This is a genomic window from Agrobacterium sp. CG160-95 (assembly GCF_053521725.1).
Map to the genome: position 1 here is coordinate 128,575 of NZ_JBNWDU010000001.1, position 19,229 is coordinate 147,803.

General features: G+C 59.3%; 26 protein-coding genes. 11 read left to right on the plus strand and 15 right to left on the minus strand.

Annotated features, from left to right (window positions below; all coding sequences use genetic code 11):
* The first annotated feature begins 41 nt into the window (after positions 1-41).
* Genes aroQ through aat form a run of 4 tightly spaced genes read left to right on the plus strand, consistent with a single transcriptional unit; the run spans position 42 to position 2,969 of the window.
* Entirely contained in the window at positions 42-479 is a 438-nt protein-coding gene (gene aroQ / locus ACQZ63_RS00620; protein WP_019565501.1) for a type II 3-dehydroquinate dehydratase, read from the plus strand.
* Between the two features lie 25 nt (positions 480-504).
* The gene (gene accB, locus ACQZ63_RS00625) at positions 505-990 is read left to right on the plus strand and encodes an acetyl-CoA carboxylase biotin carboxyl carrier protein (protein ID WP_003512759.1); all 486 of its coding nucleotides are present in this window, start codon (positions 505-507) and stop codon (positions 988-990) included.
* Between the two features lie 12 nt (positions 991-1,002).
* On the plus strand, positions 1,003-2,349 hold the full coding sequence (gene accC, locus ACQZ63_RS00630; RefSeq protein WP_013635980.1) for an acetyl-CoA carboxylase biotin carboxylase subunit: 1,347 nt from the start codon (positions 1,003-1,005) through the stop codon (positions 2,347-2,349).
* 5 nt (positions 2,350-2,354) lie between these two features.
* Positions 2,355-2,969, plus strand: a complete 615-nt coding sequence (gene aat, locus ACQZ63_RS00635) for a leucyl/phenylalanyl-tRNA--protein transferase (protein ID WP_003512757.1) — start codon at positions 2,355-2,357, stop codon at positions 2,967-2,969.
* Between the two features lie 16 nt (positions 2,970-2,985).
* On the opposite strand, the gene ACQZ63_RS00640 is transcribed toward aat, so the two are convergent.
* The 5 genes from ACQZ63_RS00640 to gatB all read right to left on the minus strand — a co-directional run bounded on the left by ACQZ63_RS00640 (position 2,986) and on the right by gatB (position 6,709).
* Complete coding sequence (locus ACQZ63_RS00640) at positions 2,986-3,423, minus strand: DUF2155 domain-containing protein (protein ID WP_013635979.1); 438 nt, start codon at positions 3,421-3,423, stop codon at positions 2,986-2,988.
* Between the two features lie 145 nt (positions 3,424-3,568).
* Positions 3,569-3,967, minus strand: coding sequence for an NADH:ubiquinone oxidoreductase subunit NDUFA12 (locus ACQZ63_RS00645; RefSeq protein WP_013635978.1), 399 nt, complete (start codon positions 3,965-3,967; stop codon positions 3,569-3,571).
* 109 nt (positions 3,968-4,076) lie between these two features.
* A complete protein-coding gene (locus ACQZ63_RS00650; protein WP_111783122.1) occupies positions 4,077-4,550 on the minus strand; it encodes a GNAT family N-acetyltransferase in 474 nt (157 codons plus the stop codon).
* Positions 4,547-5,044: a GNAT family N-acetyltransferase gene (locus ACQZ63_RS00655; RefSeq protein ID WP_113555849.1), complete on the minus strand. Its 498-nt coding sequence runs from the start codon at positions 5,042-5,044 to the stop codon at positions 4,547-4,549. Before ACQZ63_RS00655 ends, ACQZ63_RS00650 begins: the two co-directional genes overlap by 4 nt.
* A gap of 159 nt (positions 5,045-5,203) precedes the next feature.
* Entirely contained in the window at positions 5,204-6,709 is a 1,506-nt protein-coding gene (gene gatB / locus ACQZ63_RS00660; RefSeq protein ID WP_111799024.1) for an Asp-tRNA(Asn)/Glu-tRNA(Gln) amidotransferase subunit GatB, read from the minus strand.
* 151 nt (positions 6,710-6,860) lie between these two features.
* On the opposite strand from gatB, the gene ACQZ63_RS00665 reads away from it, so the two are divergent.
* Positions 6,861-7,193 (plus strand): DUF1294 domain-containing protein, encoded by a 333-nt coding sequence (locus tag ACQZ63_RS00665; protein WP_162711019.1) that lies wholly within the window; start codon positions 6,861-6,863, stop codon positions 7,191-7,193.
* On the opposite strand, the gene ACQZ63_RS00670 is transcribed toward ACQZ63_RS00665, so the two are convergent.
* A complete protein-coding gene (locus ACQZ63_RS00670; RefSeq protein WP_003512748.1) occupies positions 7,175-7,684 on the minus strand; it encodes a GNAT family N-acetyltransferase in 510 nt (169 codons plus the stop codon). The genes ACQZ63_RS00665 and ACQZ63_RS00670 overlap by 19 nt on opposite strands.
* A gap of 297 nt (positions 7,685-7,981) precedes the next feature.
* Between ACQZ63_RS00670 and ACQZ63_RS00675 the strand changes: the two genes are divergently transcribed.
* Complete coding sequence (locus tag ACQZ63_RS00675) at positions 7,982-8,239, plus strand: YjhX family toxin (protein WP_003512746.1); 258 nt, start codon at positions 7,982-7,984, stop codon at positions 8,237-8,239.
* Between the two features lie 65 nt (positions 8,240-8,304).
* On the opposite strand, the gene ACQZ63_RS00680 is transcribed toward ACQZ63_RS00675, so the two are convergent.
* From ACQZ63_RS00680 to ACQZ63_RS00695, 4 genes are all read right to left on the minus strand, one after another.
* On the minus strand, positions 8,305-8,802 hold the full coding sequence (locus ACQZ63_RS00680) for a GNAT family N-acetyltransferase (protein ID WP_448799052.1): 498 nt from the start codon (positions 8,800-8,802) through the stop codon (positions 8,305-8,307).
* Positions 8,793-10,274 (minus strand): Asp-tRNA(Asn)/Glu-tRNA(Gln) amidotransferase subunit GatA, encoded by a 1,482-nt coding sequence (gatA, locus tag ACQZ63_RS00685; RefSeq protein ID WP_003512742.1) that lies wholly within the window; start codon positions 10,272-10,274, stop codon positions 8,793-8,795. Before gatA ends, ACQZ63_RS00680 begins: the two co-directional genes overlap by 10 nt.
* A 55-nt stretch (positions 10,275-10,329) precedes the next feature.
* Positions 10,330-10,617, minus strand: coding sequence for an Asp-tRNA(Asn)/Glu-tRNA(Gln) amidotransferase subunit GatC (gatC, locus tag ACQZ63_RS00690; protein ID WP_003512734.1), 288 nt, complete (start codon positions 10,615-10,617; stop codon positions 10,330-10,332).
* Between the two features lie 125 nt (positions 10,618-10,742).
* The gene (locus ACQZ63_RS00695; protein ID WP_003512733.1) at positions 10,743-11,447 is read right to left on the minus strand and encodes a metal-dependent hydrolase; all 705 of its coding nucleotides are present in this window, start codon (positions 11,445-11,447) and stop codon (positions 10,743-10,745) included.
* An 84-nt stretch (positions 11,448-11,531) separates the two neighbouring features.
* Here ACQZ63_RS00695 and ACQZ63_RS00700 point away from each other — a divergent pair, with 84 nt between their 5' ends.
* A complete protein-coding gene (locus tag ACQZ63_RS00700; protein WP_025593281.1) occupies positions 11,532-11,834 on the plus strand; it encodes an alkylphosphonate utilization protein in 303 nt (100 codons plus the stop codon).
* Positions 11,835-11,849: 15 nt separating this feature from the next.
* Positions 11,850-12,329, plus strand: coding sequence for a Holliday junction resolvase RuvX (gene ruvX / locus ACQZ63_RS00705; protein WP_003512731.1), 480 nt, complete (start codon positions 11,850-11,852; stop codon positions 12,327-12,329).
* On the opposite strand, the gene ACQZ63_RS00710 is transcribed toward ruvX, so the two are convergent.
* The 5 genes from ACQZ63_RS00710 to ACQZ63_RS00730 form a co-directional block, all read right to left on the minus strand.
* Positions 12,281-12,598, minus strand: a complete 318-nt coding sequence (locus tag ACQZ63_RS00710) for a DUF6105 family protein (protein WP_003512730.1) — start codon at positions 12,596-12,598, stop codon at positions 12,281-12,283. The two genes, ruvX and ACQZ63_RS00710, sit on opposite strands and share 49 nt — an antisense overlap.
* Positions 12,595-12,756, minus strand: coding sequence for a hypothetical protein (locus ACQZ63_RS00715; RefSeq protein ID WP_013635969.1), 162 nt, complete (start codon positions 12,754-12,756; stop codon positions 12,595-12,597). The genes ACQZ63_RS00710 and ACQZ63_RS00715 overlap by 4 nt, the downstream gene beginning before the upstream one ends.
* A 258-nt stretch (positions 12,757-13,014) precedes the next feature.
* Positions 13,015-13,659, minus strand: coding sequence for a TetR/AcrR family transcriptional regulator (locus ACQZ63_RS00720; RefSeq protein ID WP_113555852.1), 645 nt, complete (start codon positions 13,657-13,659; stop codon positions 13,015-13,017).
* A gap of 135 nt (positions 13,660-13,794) precedes the next feature.
* The gene (locus ACQZ63_RS00725; protein WP_003512727.1) at positions 13,795-14,406 is read right to left on the minus strand and encodes a GNAT family N-acetyltransferase; all 612 of its coding nucleotides are present in this window, start codon (positions 14,404-14,406) and stop codon (positions 13,795-13,797) included.
* A 139-nt stretch (positions 14,407-14,545) separates the two neighbouring features.
* Positions 14,546-16,198, minus strand: coding sequence for an acyl-CoA dehydrogenase family protein (locus tag ACQZ63_RS00730; protein WP_025593276.1), 1,653 nt, complete (start codon positions 16,196-16,198; stop codon positions 14,546-14,548).
* 129 nt (positions 16,199-16,327) lie between these two features.
* Between ACQZ63_RS00730 and ACQZ63_RS00735 the strand changes: the two genes are divergently transcribed.
* Genes ACQZ63_RS00735 through plsY form a run of 3 tightly spaced genes read left to right on the plus strand, consistent with a single transcriptional unit; the run spans position 16,328 to position 19,224 of the window.
* On the plus strand, positions 16,328-17,269 hold the full coding sequence (locus ACQZ63_RS00735; protein WP_003512724.1) for an aspartate carbamoyltransferase catalytic subunit: 942 nt from the start codon (positions 16,328-16,330) through the stop codon (positions 17,267-17,269).
* A complete protein-coding gene (locus ACQZ63_RS00740) occupies positions 17,266-18,558 on the plus strand; it encodes a dihydroorotase (protein WP_038490758.1) in 1,293 nt (430 codons plus the stop codon). The genes ACQZ63_RS00735 and ACQZ63_RS00740 overlap by 4 nt, the downstream gene beginning before the upstream one ends.
* Positions 18,559-18,606: 48 nt before the next feature.
* Positions 18,607-19,224, plus strand: coding sequence for a glycerol-3-phosphate 1-O-acyltransferase PlsY (gene plsY / locus ACQZ63_RS00745; RefSeq protein WP_003512722.1), 618 nt, complete (start codon positions 18,607-18,609; stop codon positions 19,222-19,224).
* Positions 19,225-19,229: the final 5 nt, after the last annotated feature.

The window sequence follows — 19,229 nt, forward strand, 5'->3', positions numbered from 1 at the left end:
CGCAGTCTATAGGTGTCGCTGATTTTCTTATGGAAACACGAATGGGCAACATCATCATCGTCATCAACGGCCCCAATCTCAACATGCTGGGAAAAAGGGAACCGGGTATCTATGGTGGCAAGACGCTGAAAGACATCGAGAATGATTGTCTCGCTGCTGGTGCAGATCTCGGGTTCGCTGTGGAATTCCGCCAGTCCAACCACGAAGGCGTGCTCGTGGACTGGTTGCATGAGGCGGGAGAGAGAGCGGCAGGTGTCGTCATCAATCCCGGCGCCTACAGCCACACCTCGATCGCGCTGCATGACGCCATTCGTGCGATTTCCACGCCCGTCGTGGAAGTGCATATTTCCAACATCCACGCGCGGGAAGAGTTCCGTCACAAATCGATGGTATCGCCCGCCGCGAAGGGCATGGTCTGCGGTTTCGGACCATATGGCTACATCATGGCGCTTCACGCGCTGAAGAACATCACGGCATAAAAAGAAACAAAGAATAGGGTTTGTCATGTCTGAAAAGAAACAGGGTATCGACAAGGAACTGATCCGCGAGCTCGCGAATATCCTCAACGATACCGACCTTTCGGAAATCGAAGTGGAGCAGGAAGACCTGCGCATCCGCGTTTCCCGCGCCGCTCCGCCCACCACGGTATATGCCGCAGCGCCCACCGGTTACGCAGCACCGGCACCAGCCCCTGCAGCGGCGGCAGTTGCCGCTCCGGCAGCACCTGCGGTCGCCGCAGCACCTGCCCGCAACCCGGCCAATACCGTTACCTCGCCAATGGTCGGCACGGTTTACCTGTCGCCTGCTCCGGGCGCACGTCCGTTCGTCGAAGTGGGCGCGACCGTCAAGGAAGGCCAGACCATCCTCATCGTCGAAGCCATGAAGACCATGAACCAGATCCCGGCTCCGAAGTCCGGCAAGGTCGTGGAAATCGTCGTCAACGACTCACAGCCCGTGGAGTATGGTGAAGCTCTCGTGGTCATCGAATAAAGGCGGTTCAGCATGGTTTCGAAGATCCTCATAGCCAACCGCGGCGAGATTGCGCTGCGCGTCCTGCGCGCTGCCAAGGAGCTTGGCATTCCGACAGTCGCCGTGCATTCCACCGCAGACGCGGACGCCATGCATGTGCGCCTTGCCGACGAAAGTGTGTGCATCGGCCCGCCGCCTTCGCGTGACAGCTACCTCAACATCCACCAGATCGTTGCGGCCTGCGAAATCACCGGTGCGGACGCCGTTCACCCCGGTTACGGCTTCCTGTCGGAAAACGCCAAGTTCGCCGATATCCTCGACGCGCACGGCATTACCTTCATCGGACCGACCGCAGAGCATATCCGCCTTATGGGCGACAAGATCACCGCCAAGCAGACGGCGCAGGAACTCGGTATTCCCGTGGTTCCCGGCTCCGACGGCGAAGTGAAGCCCGAGAATGCGCTCGAAATCGCCCGGACGATCGGCTTCCCGGTCCTGATCAAGGCGACGGCAGGCGGCGGCGGTCGCGGCATGAAGGTGGCGAAGACGGAAGCGGATCTCGACGAGGCGGTCTCGACGGCCCGCTCCGAAGCGGCAGCTGCCTTCGGCAACGACGCCGTTTATATGGAAAAATACCTCGGCAAGCCGCGTCATATCGAAGTGCAGGTTTTCGGCGACGGTGAAGGCAACGCCATTCACCTTGGCGAACGCGATTGCTCGCTGCAGCGCCGTCACCAGAAGGTGCTGGAAGAGGCGAACTCCCCGGCCCTCACCGTTGAACAGCGCATGAAGATCGGCGAAATTTGTGCAAGCGCCATGCGCAAGCTGAAATATCGCGGTGCCGGCACCATCGAGTTCCTTTACGAAAACGGCGAGTTCTATTTCATTGAAATGAACACGCGTCTTCAGGTGGAACACCCGGTGACGGAAGCGATCACCGGCATGGACCTCGTGCAGGAACAGATCAGGGTTGCTTCGGGACAGGGCCTGTCGGTCACGCAGGCGGATATCGAATTCCATGGCCATGCCATCGAATGCCGTATCAATGCCGAGGACCCGCGCACATTCGTTCCCTCCCCCGGCACGTTGACCTATTTCCATACGCCGGGCGGCCTTGGCGTGCGCGTCGATTCGGGTGCCTATCAGGGCTACAAGATCCCGCCTTATTACGACAGCATGATCGGCAAGCTTATCGTTCACGGTCGCGACCGTGACGAATGCATCCGCCGTCTGCGCCGGGCACTGGACGAGTTCGTCGTCGACGGCATCAAGACCACGCTCCCGCTTTTCCAGGATCTTCTTCAGAACGAAGATATCCTCAGCGGCAATTACGACATTCACTGGCTGGAAAAATACCTGGCCGGTGATGCGTCTCACTAAGAGATATGGTTGGGCGGCGCAGCAAAAATAACGGCATAACCGTCGATATATTGCTGCGCGCCTATTCCGCCGGCCTGTTCCCGATGGCCGATTCGGCTGACGATCCTGAGCTTTTCTGGGTCGAGCCGGAAATACGCGGAATCATTCCGCTCAACGATTTCCACATTTCCAAAAGCCTCGCCAAGGCGATGCGCAAGAAGCCGTTCGAGATACGCTTCAATACCGCTTTCGAAGCGGTGATGGCAGGATGTGCGGCTGAAGCGCCGGACAGGCCGAGCACCTGGATCAACGCCACAATTCGCAAACTCTACACCGAACTGCACCAGATCGGCCATGCCCATAGTGTCGAGGCGTGGGATGGCAAGGAGCTTGTCGGCGGACTTTATGGCGTGTCGCTTGGGGCCGCATTCTTCGGCGAGAGCATGTTTTCCCGCCGCACCAACGCCTCGAAAATTTGCCTCGTGCATCTGGTGGAGCGGCTGAGAGCAAGCGGTTTCGTGTTGCTCGACACTCAATTCACCACCGAGCATCTGAAGACATTCGGCGCGATCGACGTGCCGAAGCAGCAATACGCGAAAATGCTCGATCAGGCCGTCAACCAGCCAGACCTGCAATTCTAAAAATCATAACGTAACGTTATTTGCTTGCCGTTGAGGGAGCGGGAACTTCGGAGTCCTGCTTGCAGCCCGTCAGCCATACGTCGTAGATCGGGTGCTCGACAGCATTGAGGCCGGGGCTGTCGGCGAACATCCAGCCAGTGAAAATCCGCTTGATCTTGCGGTCGAGAGTGATTTCATCCACCTCGATGAAAGCATCGATCTTCTGGGCTTCCGTCTGGTCGCGCGAGTAACAGACCTTAGGCGTCACCTGGAGCGCGCCGAACTGAACCGTTTCGTCGATATAGACATCGAAAGACGTAATGCGGCCGGTGATCTTGTCGATGCCGGAAAACACTGCCACGCGGTTTTCGAGACGGGCGGCGGAGACGGGCGATACGAGGATGACAGCAGAGACCGCTGCAAACAGCGAGACTGTCAGCGCACGCAAAGAACGATCCCGCGTGAATATCCTCATACGATATGTCTCCAAAAAATTGCCTGTGTCGGGACGACGACCGGATCAACGCGTAAGGGCGGAATGTGGCAAAAACCGGTGAGGTCGGGTGCCAAGCGCGGCGTTTTGCACAACACCGCGCATCGCAATGCTCATTTTGCCCTGCTCAGTTGCCGGGGGTCCAGGCGTCGTAGTCGCCGGTTACGCGTGGACGCTCGCCTGCGACCGCCAGCGATCCCTGTGGGCGATAGGCCTTGGATGTGCCGGTGAGGTTGGCCTGATGCGCCTTCTGCCATTCCCGCGGAACGTATGTTTCCTGGCTCGGCGGCACGTCGGTGCGGTAGTGCATCCAGCCATGCCAGCCGGGCGGAATGGCCGAAGCTTCGGCATAACCGTTATAGATCACCCAACGGCGCGGCATGCCCCAGGATGTGGTACCGCCTTCGTAATAGGTGTTGCCCAACTCGTCCTGTCCGACCTTCTTGCCGAAACGCCAGGTGTGAAACCGCGTTCCGATCGTCTGGCCGTTCCACCAGGTGAAGATTTGCGTCAGGAGAGTCTTCATTATGCGTTCCTCGGGCTTGAATGCGCCGCAGCGATTTTCCGTGCACGGCACAAGACAAGCTTATGCCGCCCCTCACGGCGATTGTCCAGTATTTCCCGATATATCCGCGCTATTTCAGCTTCATCCTGAAACCGAAATGCCGCTTCTCGAAACCCAGCCGCTCGTAAAAGCGATGGGCATCGAGCCTCGCCACGTTGGAGGTGAGCTGCACGGCTTTCATGCCCTTGGCGCGCGCTTCATCAAGGCAATAGTTGATCATGACCGCACCGATGCCACGGCCGCGCATGTCGGGCCGCGTCTGCACCGCTTCAATCACCATGGATTTGGCGCCGCGCCCGATAAGCTTGGTCAGGATGGCCGTCTGGAAAGTGCCGACGATCTCGCCGTCCAGTTCCGCCACGTAAAGCGTCTCGGTGGGTGACGCCTCGATGTCGCGGAAGGCTGCGAGATAGTCCGGCAGCGCCGATTCGTCGGCCGTATCGCCGTGGCCTCCGATTTCGTCAGCGGCATAGATGGCCGCGAGTGCGGAAACATCCTCTTGCCGTGCCGCGCGGATTATCAGCGTATCTAATGTCGCATTCATCGTTTCAGGCTCTTTTCCATGACGATACCGGGAAAACCATCGATACCCGCGATGCGCTCGATTCGGTCAACCTCGATAAATCCGACGCCTTCATAAAAGGCTATTGCGACAGTATTTTTGGGCTCCACTTCCAGACGCATGATTTCCGCATCCGGAAAGCAGGTTTCAAGCTCGGCGAAGAGATCCCGGCCGACCCCCTGACGCTGGAATTCGGGCCCGACATAAAGCTGGTGCAACAGGGCTGTCTTGCTCATCTTCGCAGACATGGAAGCATAAGCCATACCGCCGATCTGCCGGCCATTGTCGGCCACCAGAAATTCGCCGCCCTTTTTCTCGATGCGGTCCTTCATGGCCTGTGGCGAATGCCATGCGGCAATCAGCTCCTTCACCTTGTCTACGCCGTAGATCGCGTCATAGGTCGCATGCCAGGTGGTAGCCAGAAGCGCCCGGACCGGCTCGATATCGCGCTGGCTTGCCGTGCGTATGAAAAACATGATGCTTGCTCCGTCTCGAAACAGAAATGCCGGGCATGATCCCGGCATAAATCAATGTCAGTCCCAGTGCTCGACGTCATCCTCGGGCTTATGCCGAGAATGACGGATGAGAACTTGCTACTTCAATGCCTTTGTACAGGCACGGGAAGCAGCGTCCGCTTACTCGTCCTCGATGCCGAGCTTGGCCTTCACCAGCGCCTGCACGGCCTGCGGGTTGGCCTTGCCGCCCGTCGCCTTCATGACCTGGCCGACGAACCAGCCGGCAAGCGCCGGCTTCGCCTTCACCTTCTCGACCTGATCTGGGTTGGCGGCGATGATCTCGTCCACGGCCTTTTCGATGGCGCCGGTATCCGTCACCTGCTTCATGCCGCGCGTCTCGACGATTTCGGCCGGGTTGCCGCCCTCGTTCCAGACGATTTCGAACACATCCTTGGCGATCTTGCCGGAAATGGTCTCTGCCTTGATGAGATCGATAATGCCGCCCAGCTGTTCGGGAGAAACCGGCGTCGTCTCGATGTCCTTGCCTGATTTGTTCAGCGCACCGAGAAGATCGTTGATGACCCAGTTGGCGGCGGCCTTAGGGTCGCGGCCGGCAGCAACAGACTCGTAGTAATCGGCGATCGCCTTTTCCGAAACGAGGATCGAGGCGTCGTAGACCGACAGGCCAAGATCGGCGACGAAACGGGCCTTCTTGTCATCAGGCAGTTCCGGCAGATCGACCTTCAGCGCATCGACGAAAGCATCGTCGAATTCGAGCGGCAGCAGGTCCGGATCAGGGAAATAGCGATAGTCATGCGCGTCTTCCTTGGAGCGCATGGAACGCGTCTCACCCTTGCCGGGATCGAACAGGCGAGTTTCCTGATCGATGACACCGCCGTCTTCGAGAATGGCGATCTGGCGGCGCGCCTCGTATTCGATGGCCTGGCCGACGAAGCGGATGGAGTTGACGTTCTTGATCTCGCAGCGCGTGCCGAAACCTTCGCCGGGACGGCGCACGGAGACGTTGACGTCGGCGCGCATCGAGCCTTCGTCCATGTTGCCGTCGCAGGTGCCGAGATAACGCACGATGGAGCGCAGCTTGGTGAGATAGGCCTTTGCCTCATCCGACGAGCGCATGTCGGGCTTGGAGACGATTTCCATCAGCGCCACGCCCGAACGGTTCAGGTCCACGAAGGACATGGTCGGGTGCTGGTCGTGCATGGACTTGCCGGCGTCCTGCTCCAGATGCAGGCGCTCGATGCCGATCTCGATATCCTCGAAATTGCCCTGACGGTCCGGACCGAGTGAAATCGTGATGATGCCCTCACCGACGATCGGGTCCTTGAACTGCGAAATCTGGTAGCCCTGCGGCAAATCCGGATAGAAGTAGTTCTTGCGGTCGAAGATCGAACGGTTGTTGATCTTGGCCTTCAGGCCGAGACCGGTGCGCACGGCCTGCTTGACGCATTCCTCGTTGATGACGGGAAGCATGCCGGGCATGGCGGCGTCCACCAGCGACACGTTGGAGTTCGGCGCATTGCCGAAAGTGGTCGAAGCGCCGGAAAACAGCTTGGAATTGGAGAGAACCTGCGCATGCACCTCCAGGCCGATCACGATTTCCCAATCGCCGGTGGCGCCGGGAATGAAGCGTTTCGGGTCGGGGGTGCGCACGTCTACAAGGGTCATATGAAGCTCACGATATACGGGTTCTTTGGCCTTGGTGGGTAGAACAAATGGAGCGCGGGCGCAAGACATCTTGCACCCTGTCGCGCCAGGCACCGGATTTTCGCCGAAACCGGATACGCGTTTTTTACGGTTCTCAGTTTCAATTCACGTCATGACCATGATCGCTCTCTGCTTCATGACCTATATCGCCTTCAATCTTTTCGTCTTTCTTGTCTATTGGTGGGACAAGGAGGCGGCAAGAAACGGTGGCTGGCGCATTCGGGAAAGTACTCTGTTATTGCTTGCTTTCATTGGCGGCAGCATGGGCGCAGTCTCGGCTCAACAACTGCTGCGCCACAAAACCCGCAAGGAACCCTTCCGCAGCATCCTGATATCCATCGTAATTTTACAGGTGGGCCTTGTCGCGTCCCTCGCCATCATGCCGGACTGGCCGATACGGCTTGTAACCGGCTTGCAGACGCTCTCTCAGAACCCCGGCCCATAAAGGCCGCTCTCGACCTCGACCAGCTGCTTTTGCAGGCCGACGGATTGCACGTCGCGATCAAGCTTCGGCGCATAGGAGACGGAGAGCCAGTGGACGCTGTAACCGTGATGACGGAAAAAGGCGACCGCCGGTTCGTTCTGCGCATGGGTTTCAAGCCGGATGGTTTCGAAATCACGTTGCAATATCTGCCGTTCGATATCCGCAAGCAGGAGGCTGCCTATACCCCTGCGCTGAAAATCCGGATCGATCCAGAAATCGGAAATCGCCTCGTTGAAATGTTCCCGTGCCGCCCATCCGGCAACCGCGCCGCCGAACTCGGCCACGCGGATGGCAAGCCAGGACGAGCGGGTGAAATTGGAAAAGGCACTGGCTGCGTTATCGTAAAGCGTCGCGGTAATGCCGAGCGCGGTTGTGGCCTGCCGCCAAGCCCTGAGGCCGATGGCCGCCAGAACCTCCGCTTCCTGCTCCTGCGCATTGCGAATGACGATCAAGCCGCACCCTCCATGGCCCAACGAAGTAAAGCACCGGCGGTGCGATTCGGCCAGTGCGGTTTCCACACACCCTGCCCGCCCGGTCGGGTGATGCCCGTGGGACTTGACCGCACACGTCTCCCCCGCTAACCAAAAAGAGCAAACAAGGAGCTTTTATGTTCGCTCAATCGGAGTCCCGGTAACGGCCCTGCCCGCAAGTTTCTTGCGCGCCGGGCCATTATGAAACCGACCTGGATGCCTTAACGGCACCCGGACTTGTTTTCATGCGTCTAGAAGACGCCGACCGGATTTCCGAAAATGGACATTTCCCGCGCCGAACAGCGCATTCTTCACCTGCTCGCCCAGGGCGGCAGCATCGAACTCGTTCGAGACGACCATCACAAAATCGAAAAACTCGCGCTCTATACGCGCGACGGCTGGATTTTCAGCGGCCTCGATCTCCTCACCTTCCGCAAACTGAAACGGAAGAGAGCCATCGCCTCGTCCGGTGGCAAGCCCTACCGCATCACCACGCGCGGGCTGGAGCTCGTAAGGGGTGAGTTGGACAACCGATAAACCGACCGGGCGGCGGGAATGCTGTCGCCCGGCATTTCGCCATGCGGCATCGACGGTGAAACAAATTATGAAGAGAGCTTTTGCTCCAACTTCACTTTCTCAAGTCCGACTTTCATGATGTCGGAATATTCCATGCCGCGCCAGACGATCTGAAAACCGCAACGCTCGTAAAGACCGAGGGCGGCGCGGTTCCTGGCATGAGTGTCGATGGTGGCAAGCGGCAGGCCTTCGGCCCGCATCCTATCGAGAAAATGGACAATCAGCGCTTTTCCAATCCCCTTGCCCTGCCAGGTTGGGTCCACCCACAGATCGGAAATATGATGAGGCCTGGCATCGCAAGCGCCCCAACCGACGACGACACCGTCCATTTCGGCAACGACGACATCACCGGTCGGAGACTTGGCGAAGTTTTGGAATTCGCCCCTCACCCGCTCGATGACATGGGAATCGAGATATGAGGCGTCGAAAGCTTCGCCGGCACGCCACGCGGCAAAACCGACAAAGCCGACCGCATCGCGATCGGCTTTGTTCATCTGTCTAAGCTTGAGACCGCTTACCACCACTTGGCAGGCGTGAACTTGCCGGCAGCCTGCTCAATGGCATGCGCCGTCTTGAAGAGCGTCTCTTCTTCGAAAGGCTTGCCGATGAGCTGCAAGCCGAGCGGCAGGCCCTTGCCGTCCAGGCCGGCAGGCACCGAAAGACCGGGAAGGCCGGCCATGTTGACCGTGATGGTGAAGACGTCCTGGAGGTACATCTTCACGGGATCGGAAGCGAGTTCCTCATCACCGACAGCGAAGGCGGAAGACGGGGTAATCGGCGCCAGAATGGCGTCGACGCCCTCATGGAAGACGTTTTCGAAATCGCGCTTGATCAGCGTGCGGACCTTTTGCGCCTTCAGATAATAGGCGTCGTAATAACCGGCTGAAAGCACGTAGGTGCCGACCATGATACGGCGCTGCACTTCCTTGCCGAAACCGGCTGCACGGCTCTTCTCGTACATGTCGGCAATGTCCTTGCCGTCCACGCGCAGGCCGTAACGTACGCCATCATAACGAGCGAGGTTGGACGAAGCTTCCGCGGGCGCGACGATGTAATAGGCAGGAAGCGCGTATTTGGTGTGCGGCAGCGAGATATCGACCACTTCGGCACCGGCATCGCGCAGCCATTCGACGCCCTTTGCCCAGAGCTTTTCGATTTCTTCCGGCATGCCATCGACGCGATATTCCCTGGGGATACCGATCTTCAGGCCCTTGAGCGACTGGCCGATGGCCTTTTCGTAATCCGGCACCGGCAGGTCGACGGAGGTCGTATCCTTTGCGTCAACGCTCGCCATCGTCTTCAACAGGATAGCGGCGTCGCGCACGTCACGTGCGATCGGGCCGGCCTGATCGAGCGAGGAAGCATAAGCAACGATGCCGTAACGCGAGCAACGGCCATAAGTAGGCTTGATGCCGACGGTGCCGGTAAAGGCCGCAGGCTGGCGGATGGAGCCGCCGGTGTCGGTTGCCGTGGCGCCGGCGCACAGATGCGCGGCAACGGCTGCGGCCGAACCGCCGGAGGAACCACCGGGTACCAGCTTCTGCTCGGAGCCATTGGCGCGCCAGGGGTTGATGGCCGGACCGTACCAGGAGCTTTCGTTGGACGAGCCCATGGCGAACTCGTCCATGTTGAGCTTGCCGAGCATGACGGCGCCCTGGTCCCAAAGGTTCTGGGTGACGGTCGATTCGTATTTCGGCTTGAAGCCATCGAGAACATGCGAACACGCCTGCGTGTGCACGTCACGGGTGGCGAAAAGGTCTTTCACGCCAAGCGGAACGCCTTCCAGCTCGCCCGCCGCGCCTGCGGCGATGCGGCCATCGGAGGCTTTCGCCATGTCGCGCGCCTTTTCAGGCGTCAAGGCAACATAGGCGTTCAGTGCGCCGTTGGCGGCGTCGATGGCGGCAATATAGGCGTCGGTCAGCTCGAGGGCGGAAAACTCTTTCGCCTTCAGCTTTTCGCGGGCTTCGGCAATGGTCAGGCTCGTCAGGTCGGTCATGGTCGGCAACGGCTTTCGAAATCTTGGAAAAATCGGGCGGCAAACGGCGGTCGGATTACTCGACCACTTTCGGAACCATGAAGAAGTCCCGGTCGGTCGCAGGCGCATTGGCGACGATGTCTTCCGCCTTGTTGCCGTCGGTCACGACGTCGGCACGCTTTTTCATATCCACGGGGGTAACGGAGGTCATCGGCTCGACGCCGTCAACATTCACCTCCGAAAGCTGCTCCACGAAACCGAGTATGCCGTTCAACTGGCCAAGCATATTTTGTGCTTCGTCTTCAGTAACAGCGATACGGGCAAGGCGCGCAACGCGCTTTACGGTGGCGAGATCGACGGACATGGTTCTACTCCGGTCAGAATTTTCCTAACCGCTATAATCACCATGTCCGCCATTCGCAACGGTAGAAAGCATGTCGCGTAAAACTGTGTAGCGGTTTTGCTGTAGCGACATGCGTCAGCAAAATGTCAGAAGGACAGTATTTCGCCCGGCTTCGGCGTGTGGACGCGCGCATCCGAGCCTTCCATGCCGGCCACGAACTTCTCCGGCGTCTGGTCAACGATCGGGAAGGAACCATAGTGGCAGGGAATGACGTTGGCGAATTTGAAAAAGCGCTGGCAGGCGAGTGCAGCCACCGCACCACCCATGGTGAAGCGGTCGCCGATTGGCACGAGACCGATATCCGGCTGGTGCAATTCGTTGATGAGCTTCATGTCGGAGAAAATATCCGTATCGCCCATATGATAGACGGCCGGACCGTCTTCGAAATGCAGCATCAGTCCATTGGCGTTGCCGAGTGAATGGGAAACGCCATCCTCGGTGATCTGGGCGGACGAATGCAGCGCATTGGTGAAGGTTACGGAAAAACCGTCGAAATGTACCGTGCCGCCGGTATTACCCATATCGACCTTCGCCACGCCCTTGGTGGAAAGCCAGGCGGCGAGATCGGCATTGGCAAGCACAGTCGCGCCCGTTTCGCGAGCAAGCTGGACGGTATCCCCCACATGATCGCCGTGGCCGTGGGTCAGGAGAATATGGGTGATGCCTTCAGCCGCGCTTTTCGCATCCTGTCCGGCAAAACCGGGATTGCCGGTGAAAAACGGATCGATAAGGATCTTCGCGCTACCGTTTTCAAGGCGGAAGGCGGAATGGCCGAGCCAGGTGATTTTCATGGGAAGTTCTCCTTTGTATTGCCCGTATATTATGACATAGGACGGCTTGAACAACCGCACTACCGATATTTCAGAGAGGCGACAATGGCCGCAGATAATGACGATTACGTGTATGACGAGGCGACCGGCGAATGGCGGCCTGCGTCCGAGCTGGCCGCAGAAGCTTCGCGCGCGAACGAAGTGCGCGATGCGGCAGGCAACGTGCTTGCGGATGGTGACCAGGTAACGCTGATCAAGGATCTGAAGGTCAAAGGCACCAATACGGTCATCAAGCAGGGCACTGTCATCAAATCGATCCGCCTGACCGGAAATCCGGAAGAAATCGATTGCAGGCACGAGACGGTTAAGGGTCTGGTGCTGCGCACCGAATTCGTCCGCAAAAGATAAAGGACAGCGTACGACATGGCGATACTTACCATCGAGGAGCTCGCGGAAACGCTTCAGCCGGCACAGGCGATTGCGGGCCTCGACCTTGGGACGAAAACCATCGGCCTTGCCATGTCGGACCTGTCGCGGCGCTTCGCCACGCCGCGCCCCGTCATCAAACGGGTCAAATTCACTCGGGATGCCGAGGTGCTGCTGGCCTTTGCCGAAAAGGAAAAGGTATCCGCTTTCATCATCGGCCTGCCCATAAACATGGATGGATCGGCCGGACCACGCGCTCAGGCAACACGCGCCTTCGTTCGTACCATGGGGGAGAAAACCGCCCTGCCCTTCATTTTCTGGGATGAACGGCTTTCAACGGTCGCCGCCGAACGTGTGCTTCTGGAAATGGATGTCTCTCGCGCCAAACGGGCCGAACGCATCGATTCGGCAGCCGCAAGCTTCATTCTTCAGGGCGCGCTGGACAGGCTTTCGGCACTCGCCCGCGCAACGGGCTGACGTCCCTGCCACCAATTGGCAATCTGTTTTCGCTTGCGGAAAGCAAGGATCGCAAAAACGATCAGGCTGTCGACCGCTATGGCGCGCGCGACCAGCGGCGGCAGGCTTTCCGGCGGCAGGCCGAGGATATTACCGTAAATCTGGAATACCAGATCATGCGTCTGGCGCGTCAGCATGAAGAAGCCGAAGCTCAAGTCGTAATAGGATAGCCAGTACCAGCTGCCGAGCAATGCAACGGGACCGGCCCAGAGGATCAAAAACCACTTCATGCAGTCTGCTCCCGCGTGAAAATCGTATCGGGAATGCCAGCAAGCACCGCCCAGCGCACCAGAGCCATCAGGCAAAGGTTAAACGCTGGCGCGTCAATATCCAACGGCAGCATAGCAAAAAACGTCATCATGACGCCCAAAGCTGTCCAGCGGCTCACTTGCGGCTCCCTTATACGCAGTCATTGCGCATGGTTAACATTTTGTTAATTCACACTGGACCGGTAACCATGGCTAAGCAAATGAAAGCTGTCGGTATGGTTAACGGTGGCGGGTCCGGCTGTGGAAAACACCCCTCACGAAGCCAACGGCATGCGATGCCACAAGGTTGCCGGACCGCTGAAAACATGGTTGATTTTTCGTCAAATAACGGCCGATTTTGTTAGGGTGACCGTCTCGCCCGGCTCGTTACGCCAGGTTCAGCCGTAAACGCCGCGCACCAGTCTTTTGACGGCGGTTGCAATCTTGTCCCAGTCCTTGTCCGACTTCAACGGCACGCCGGCGAACTGGCCGCTGGTGGCGGCGGAAATCACGAGATGCTGGATGGCGGCGAACAACACGGCATTGACGGCTGAGGTATCTACGCCCTTGGGTGCTGCCAGCGATCCGCGCATGCGCTCCAGCCATTTGCCGAGCGATTTGGCACGGGCTTCGGCAAGCTGCCTGACCTGCGGCGAGCCATCCGACACTTCCCAAGCAATGATCTTGCAGACGAGAGGATCGCTGCGCAGCGCATCCATGAAATAAAGCGCCAGCTTTTCCATGAGATCGCCATAGGTCAACAGGAACATGCCGCCGGTATCTTCAGGAATACGGTCCTTCACCCAGGATCCGAGATCCTCGCCGATCGCCTCGATCAACCCTTCCAGACCGCCGAAATAACGGTAGATCAGCTGCTTGTCGCATCCGGCGCGGCGGGCAACGGCATTGATGCCAAAACCCTGAAAGCCCTCTTCGGCCAGAAGCGACCGGGCCGCCTCAAAAATCGCCTTTTCGGTCGCAGCGCGATCCTTGATGCGCTTTTCCGGCTTGTCGGCTGAAATCACCTCTGCGGTCGCCAGCATGCTTCCCTACCCGTCTTTTAAAAGGCCTGACCCAACGGGTTAACAAAGCATGAAGACGAGGACAATGCAGCGCAGCGGCTGGGGAGAAGGTTCCTGTGGATGAATGAAGATCGAGGACCCCTACCCCGCAAATAATCACTCCAGCGCCATTCCAAACCACACGGTGCCTGGTGTGTCGTGGGTTTCGAGACGTTTGAAGCCGCGAGTTTCCCAAAAGCGGATACCCGCCTGGTTGCGCTCGCTGGCGCCGAGGTGGATGCCATAGACGTTGTTTTGTCTCGCCATATCCAGCCAGCGCGACAAAAGCCGCGTGCCGCCGCCCTTGCCCTGCGTGCGTGGCAGAAGGTTCAGGTGGATATGGGCCGGAAACGGATCGGTCAGCCAGGTTGGCGTGTGGCGAGGGTGGTGGATGAAATGTGCACGGCGCTGATCGGCGTCCCATGTTTGCTGGTCGCCAACGGGGTCGGGATAAAGGGCGCGAAGATGCGGCCACCACTCACGCTCCAGCCGCTCATCATGCAAGGCGGTATCGAGCGCGCCGGCGATGTAACCGCAGACACCCTCTTCGTCTTCCGCCACAAAAACGGCATCGGGCCACAGATGCAGATAAGGCACGGAATAAATATGCCCCACCATGCGGCCATCGCGATAAAGCGGGGTGGCATCCTGCCCGGCATCGCCGGTGGCAAGACTGATGGCGTAGAGCGCCTCTTCATCTTCAGGACGGGCAGAGCGGAAGGTCAGCATCTGCTATCGACCCCCATCTCCATGCGCGCACACGCGCCCACCGACTGAAAGACAGAAATACGCCCCACGCCAACGCCTTTTCTCAAATCCGATACCCCTCCCACAGGGACTGCAACAACAGCCTTCCACCCTTTATCGGTCAGGACGCGGGCGGATACAATAAATCGATTATATAATTCGGATCAAAGCGAGAATCGAGCATGCCGTAAGTATGTCGCCAACCACCCGCCAGACGGGTTTCGAGGAAGGCGTCTGCGATCTTGCCGGCGCCGAGCCGGCAAAGTTCGGCGGCAGCGGCAGCAAGTGCGAATTGTTCCACCAGCAGGCGGGCAGCACCCTCATCGCGTTCGGCAAGCGCGATTGCGGCGCGCAGCACATCCGTGGTCTTTTTGCCGGCGGGTCCGAGATCGCGCTCCAGCGTCTGGAAAACGAGATCGAACAGATCCTTGCCGCGCTGAAGAACACGCAGCACATCCAGCGCCATGACGTTGCCGGAGCCTTCCCATATGGCATTGACCGGCGCTTCGCGGTAGTGGCGAGCAATCGGCCGTTCTTCCACATAGCCGTTGCCGCCAAGGCACTCCATCGCCTCGTAGATCAACGCCGGCGCGATCTTGCAGCACCAGTATTTCACAATCGGCGTCATCACCCGCGCATAGGCCGCCTCGGCGGCATTGTTGCGGGCGGCATCGAATGCCGATGCCAGCCGGAAGGAGAGTGCCGTTGCGGCTGCGACATCCAGCGCCATATCGGCGAGAACGCGCGTCATTATCGGCTGGCTGACCAGCGTCTTGCCGAAGACGGAACGGCCGCGTGCGAAATGCACGGCTTCGGCGAGCGAAGCGCGCATCATGCCTGATGATGCCAGCGCGCAGTCGAGCCGCGTCAGCGTCACCATGTCGAGAATGGTGCGCACACCGCTGCCGGGTTCACCCAGAAGATAACCGAAAGCATCGGTGAACTCGACTTCGGCTGAGGCGTTGGAGCGGTTGCCGAGCTTGTCCTTCAGGCGCTGGAAGTGCAGGCCGTTGGCGGAACCGTCTTCCAGATAACGCGGCACCAGGAAACAGCCCATGCCGTCGCCCATCTGCGCCAGCATGACGAAACCGTCGCTCATCGGCGCGGACAGGAACCATTTGTGGCCGGACAGGCGATAGATGCCCTCGCCCACCCGCTCCGCCGTGCTGCGGTTGGCGCGCACATCCGTGCCGCCCTGCTTTTCCGTCATGCCCATGCCGACGGTGACGGCGGTTTTCTGCAAGGCCGGTTTCTGCGAGGAATCATATTTCCGTGACAGTATCTTCGGCACCCATTCCTTCTGCACACGCGACGAGGTCATGATGGCGGCGACAGAGGCGCTGGTCATGGTCAACGGGCAGAGATGCCCGGCCTCGAGCTGCGAGGTCAGATAAAATTTGGTGGCGCGCGCCTTGTGTTCATTGCCGCGCGTTTCGGCTGCATTTTCCCAGACGCTGGAATGAAGACCCGATGACATGGAACGGCGCATCAGTGCGTGCCATGCGGGATGGAACTCAACCTGATCGAGACGTTCCCCGCGCGGGCCATGCGTGTGCAGCTGCGGCACGCCCTGATTGGCCATGCGCGCCAGTTCCTGCGCCTCGTGCGAGGTGACGTAACGGCCGAGCTGGTCGAACTCGTCCCTCAGATTGCGTGACAGGCCGGATGTGAGGTCGACGATCAGCGGATCGGAACGATAGGCATTGATACCGGACCATAGGCTAGGCTGGTTTAGTTCGGCGAGCGATTCTTCTGTCCGGTTCATGCCTGTCATTCGCATCCTTCTATCGGGATTCGTGCTTTATTGCGTGTATATGCCAAAACCCGGCTTATCGCATGCTTGCCCGCAAAGCCACCTGTCTTTATAGACCCGTTGACTATTGCGACCCGGAGGACAATTTCCATGGTCTATTTTCCCCACCGCCATCTCCTCGGCATAAAGGGGCTTTCCCATCAGGATATAACCCTGCTTCTCGACAAGGCCGACGAAGCGGTGAAAATCAGCCGTCAGCGCGAGAAAAAAACCTCGACGCTTCGGGGCCTCACGCAGATCAACCTGTTCTTCGAAGCTTCGACCCGGACACAATCCTCCTTCGAACTTGCCGGAAAACGGCTTGGCGCCGATGTGATGAACATGTCGGTCAGCAATTCCTCGGTGAAGAAGGGCGAAACGCTGATCGACACAGCGATGACGCTGAACGCCATGCGCCCCGATGTGCTGATCGTGCGTCACTCCTCGGCCGGTGCCGCAGCCCTTCTCGCGCAGAAGGTTGCCTGCTCCGTGGTCAATGCCGGCGACGGCCAGCATGAACACCCGACGCAGGCCCTTCTCGACGCACTGACCATTCGCCGCGCCAAGGGTGATCTTTCGGGAATAACGGTGGCGATCTGCGGCGACGTACTGCATTCGCGCGTTGCCCGCTCCAACATCATCCTGCTCAACCAGATGGGCGCGCGCGTGCGCGTCGTGGCTCCCGCGACGCTTCTTCCCTCCGGCATTCGCGACATGAGCGTCGAGGTCTTCCATGACATGAAGGAAGGCCTGAAGAACGCCGATGTTGTGATGATGCTGCGCCTGCAGCGCGAGCGCATGTCCGGCTCCTTCGTGCCTTCGGTGCGCGAATATTTCCACTATTACGGTCTCGATGCCGAAAAGTTGAAGGCAGCGAAAGAAGATGCGCTGGTCATGCATCCCGGCCCGATGAACCGTGGCGTGGAAATCTCATCCGAAGTGGCTGATGGTCCGCAGAGCGTCATCGAAAGCCAGGTGGAAATGGGGGTTGCCGTGCGCATGGCTGTCATGGAAACCCTGCTTGTCTCGCAAAATCAGGGTGAGCGCGTATGAGTGCCGTGACCGTTCTCAAAAACCTTCGCATCGTTGATCCCTCCCGCAATCTGGACGAGGTGGGCAGCATCGTCATCGGTGCCGACGGCACGATCCTCGCCTCCGGCGGGCAGGCACACAACCAGGGTGCGCCCGAGGGTGCGACGGTTCGCGACTGCAAGGGGCTGCTGGCCGTTCCCGGTCTGGTGGATGCCCGCGTCTTTGTCGGTGAGCCGGGCGGCGAACACCGTGAAACCATCGAATCCGCATCGCGCGCGGCAGCGGCCGGCGGCGTCACCAGCATCATCGTCATGCCGGACACCGACCCCGTTATCGACGACATTGCGCTGGTCGAATATGTGAAAAAGGCGGCACGCGACAAGGCGCTCGTCAATGTGCATCCCGCCGCAGCACTGACCAAGGGCCTCAACGGCGAGGAAATGACCGAGATCGGCATGCTGAAGGAAGCCGGTGCGGTTGCCTTCACCAATGGCCGCAGGGCGCTTTCCGACACGCTGGTGCTGCGCCGCGCCATGACCTATGCGCGCGAATTGGGTGCGGTGATTGCACTTGAGACCCGCGACAAATATATCGGCGGCGGCGACATGAACGAGGGGCTTTTCGCAAGCTGGCTCGGTCTGTCCGGAATCCCCAAGGAAGCCGAGATCATTCCGCTGGAGCGCGACCTGCGCATTGCCGGTCTGACGCAAGCGATCTATCACGCCGCCAAGATTTCCGTGCCGGAATCGGCAGAAGCGATCCGTCTTGCCCGGCAGCGGGGCGTCAAGGCGACCTGCGGCATCTCGATCAACCATCTGACGCTGAACGAGAACGATATCGGCGAATACCGTACCTTCTTCAAGCTCTCACCTCCCTTGCGCGCCGAAGACGACCGCAAGGCCATGGTCGAGGCGCTGAAGGATGGCACGATCGACATCATCGTTTCCTCGCACGACCCGCAGGACGTGGACACCAAGCGCCTGCCCTTTTCGGATGCGGCAAGCGGTGCGGTGGGGCTGGAAACCATGCTGGCGGCGGCGCTTCGCCTTCACCATAGCGGCGAGGTTCCGCTGATGCGGCTGATCGATGCGCTTTCCACCCGCCCGGCGAAAATCTTCGGACTGGATGCGGGAACGCTTAAAGCCGGCGCGAAGGCTGATATCACGCTGATCGACCTGGACGAGCCTTGGCTGGTTGCGAGAGATCAACTGGTGTCGAAATCCAAGAATACGCCGTTTGAGGATGCCCGTTTCAGCGGCCGCGCTGTCGCCACTTATGTGGCTGGCAAAGCGGTTCATTCCTTGGCATAAGATCACGGGCATGGGATCACGCAGGCGCGCGACGAGAGGGAACGTTGAATGAGTGCTTTGACTGACTGGCAGACGGCGCCTGCCCTTCTCGCGCTTGCGGCGCTGATTGGCTATCTATTCGGCTCGATACCCTTCGGCCTGCTTCTTACCCGCATGGCGGGGCTGGGCGATGTGCGCAAGATTGGTTCCGGCAATATTGGCGCCACCAATGTGCTGCGCACCGGCAACAAGAAGCTCGCCGCAGCGACATTGCTGCTCGATGCGCTGAAGGGCACCGCCGCAGTGCTCGTCGCCAATGCGCTCTGGGGTTACGAGGCGTCGCTGGTTGCCGGTTTCTTTGCCTTTCTCGGCCATCTGTTTCCGGTGTGGCTCGGTTTCAAGGGCGGCAAGGGCGTGGCGACCTATATCGGCGTGCTTTTAGGCGCTGCCCCCCTGATGATGCTGGCTTTTGCGCTGATCTGGCTCGCAACCGCGTTCATCACCCGGTATTCCTCGCTGTCGGCGCTGGTTGCCATGCTTGTGATCCCGGTCGCCCTATGGATAGTCGGGCCTGAAAAGACGGCGCTTCTGGTAACGTTGCTGAGCGTGATTTCCTGGTGGAAACACCGGGAAAACATCGCACGGCTTCTGGCCGGCACGGAAAGCAGGATCGGGCAAAAGGGCTAAGGCCA